The sequence below is a fragment of the Tunicatimonas sp. genome (assembly GCF_049647865.1).
In the GTDB taxonomy this organism is placed as follows: Bacteria; Bacteroidota; Bacteroidia; order Cytophagales; family Cyclobacteriaceae; genus Tunicatimonas.
The window spans coordinates 1-2,305 of record NZ_JBARYM010000781.1; the positions used below are offsets into that span (position 1 = coordinate 1).

Consider the following 2,305-nt stretch of genomic DNA (forward strand, 5'->3'; position numbering starts at 1 on the left):
TGAATTTTGCGATGATACAAGGCACTTTTGAGATACGTAGCAACGCTACGAAACGAAAAAGTAACGCGGTAGTAGTCCAAAAGACATGTTTGTAGCTTGAAGAAACTAATTCAAACAACTTCTAATACTCCAGTAACATACAAAAGGTTAAAGAAGGCAGAACCCTTCCGTCTATCATCCGCATTATTTGGGGAGTGGACTAATAAATTTGCTGCCTGATTATCTATTTTACACAACATACCCATGAAGAAGTTAACTAATCTAAAGTTAGGAATAGGAGTGCTGTTCCTATTATTTACTATACAAACTGGCTTCGCCCAAGATTTCTGCACCTGCAATTTAGTGCGGGAAACCGAGTGGGATAGCGATACACTCATCTATAGTGCCAATCTGACAGTATTTTCAGAATCCAGCGTACGCGAACTGTATTTTGCTATTGCCCAGGATGAAGACCAAACGTACTACATCCAGAGCAATGTGAGCTCTAAACTGTACATATTTTCCAAAGCTGACCATAGTGTCTCCGATCAGTGGGGCGAGTTTGGTCGGGCGGTGAGCTTACGAAAAGCTATTTTAGAGATTATTGGCGAAGATATGTTTCGAACTCAATGCCAAGGTGTGTACCTAGATAAGCGCACCTACGATTTTTCTTCTGTCCTTACGTATCTCGCTCCAACTATAGCAGATAAGTAGCCTCATTCAAGGTTTTATATAAAGTTGAACATACAAATAGTAAAGGCGATCGCGTTTATACTGAGGTTATACATTGTATAAAGATAGCGATGTATGAAAAGTACTGCACAAATAATGATATTAAGTTTGTTAATTTGCTCGACTGCTTGTAATGAACCGATGTTCGGATATAAGTATAGCACAGGCAGCCTCCCTACAACGCCAATTAGCTTATCGGACTTTAATACTGAATTTGATGACTACAATTCCACCGCTCCAAGTTTAGGAGAACTGATACCGTTTTGCTTTTCTACCAACAGAGGTAGTAATGGCAGTAAATATGATATTATTTATCAGCCTATGAATGTAAACTTTGATAAGACATTAGGAGAATTAAAGGTTACCAACGAATATGCAAATTGGGAAACGAGGAGGGAGGATTATGATATAATTCAAAAAGGACTTTTCAAAATAAAAACTAATAGGAATGAATTTGGGCCAAACTTAGTAGCTGAATATAGCTCAGATGAATATAACTTTACATTGTTGTATTCATCTGACATAACTGGAAACTCTCAAATAAACTTCATTTCCAATATAACCAACGAAGATTTTTCAGAACCTAAGGAGGTGGCATTCTTAAATTCTGATTTTGAAGATATGTACCCTACTTTCAATACTGATAAATCTAAGATTTACTTTTGCTCCGACCGAGATGGGAAGAAATTTGATTTTTATTATGTTAATGTAAATCCAGGAGCGGATACTGAATCGCTATTATCTGAAAACGTAGACTATGAGATTCTAACAGATCATTTTTTGTCAAGTAGCTCCGATGACAAATGCCCTTTCATTTTTGAGGACAAAATGGTTTTTGCATCTAATAGAGACGGTGGATTCGGGGGGTATGATCTGTATTATAGTAATCTAGAGAACGGAGAGTGGGGTGAACCAATCAACTTCGGTGAAAAGATTAATACCGAGTCTGATGAATACCGACCAATATTAATCAATGAAGGAGTATCGAGAGAACAGACAATGATGGTGTTTTCGTCGGATAGGCCAGGAGGTTTAGGTGGATTTGATTTATACTATGTTGGAATAGAAAGCGAATAAATAGTATTTCTGCTATTTGCCGATGATCATTCTAGCCCCTCGGTTAGTCAAAATAATAACTTTCGGATTTGCTCGGGCAATTACGCTTTTTCCGTTCGTGTTTCTGACCCAGACAAGCGATAAAACGAATGCGCAGCTTATTAACCACGAGCGAATTCATCTGCGCCAGCAGTTAGAGTTATTTATCATTCTATTTTACTTGTTGTACTTTGGTGAATATATTGTCAGTCGCCTAAGGGGTAAAAACCATCGGCAAGCCTACCGAGCTATTAGTTTTGAACGAGAAGCCTTTGGTCACGAGCAGCAACTAGATTATCTGGCGTACCGCCCAGTGTTTGCCTTCCGAAAATACTTGTGGAAATGACTGATGATTAATAATTAAATGCTAGTCATCATTGAGAAACTGTTTCCCGTAAGTCTACCGGAACTACTCGCGAAACGCCTTGTTCAACCATCGTTACTCCGTTAATCACGTCGGTGCTGGCCATGGTTCGTTTGTTGTGGGTGACAATAATGA

The 2,305-nt window shown here is 38.6% G+C and carries 3 protein-coding genes; all 3 read left to right on the plus strand.

Translation table 11 applies throughout. The features are described 5' to 3' along the window. Positions 1-243: 243 nt before the first annotated feature. The 3 genes from WBA23_RS22725 to WBA23_RS22735 all read left to right on the plus strand — a co-directional run bounded on the left by WBA23_RS22725 (position 244) and on the right by WBA23_RS22735 (position 2,152). Positions 244-693, plus strand: coding sequence for a hypothetical protein (locus WBA23_RS22725; RefSeq protein ID WP_424584571.1), 450 nt, complete (start codon positions 244-246; stop codon positions 691-693). Between the two features lie 93 nt (positions 694-786). Beyond that, positions 787-1,788: a TolB family protein gene (locus tag WBA23_RS22730; RefSeq protein WP_424584572.1), complete on the plus strand. Its 1,002-nt coding sequence runs from the start codon at positions 787-789 to the stop codon at positions 1,786-1,788. Between the two features lie 22 nt (positions 1,789-1,810). Continuing rightward, entirely contained in the window at positions 1,811-2,152 is a 342-nt protein-coding gene (locus tag WBA23_RS22735) for a hypothetical protein (protein ID WP_424584573.1), read from the plus strand. Positions 2,153-2,305 lie beyond the last annotated feature (153 nt).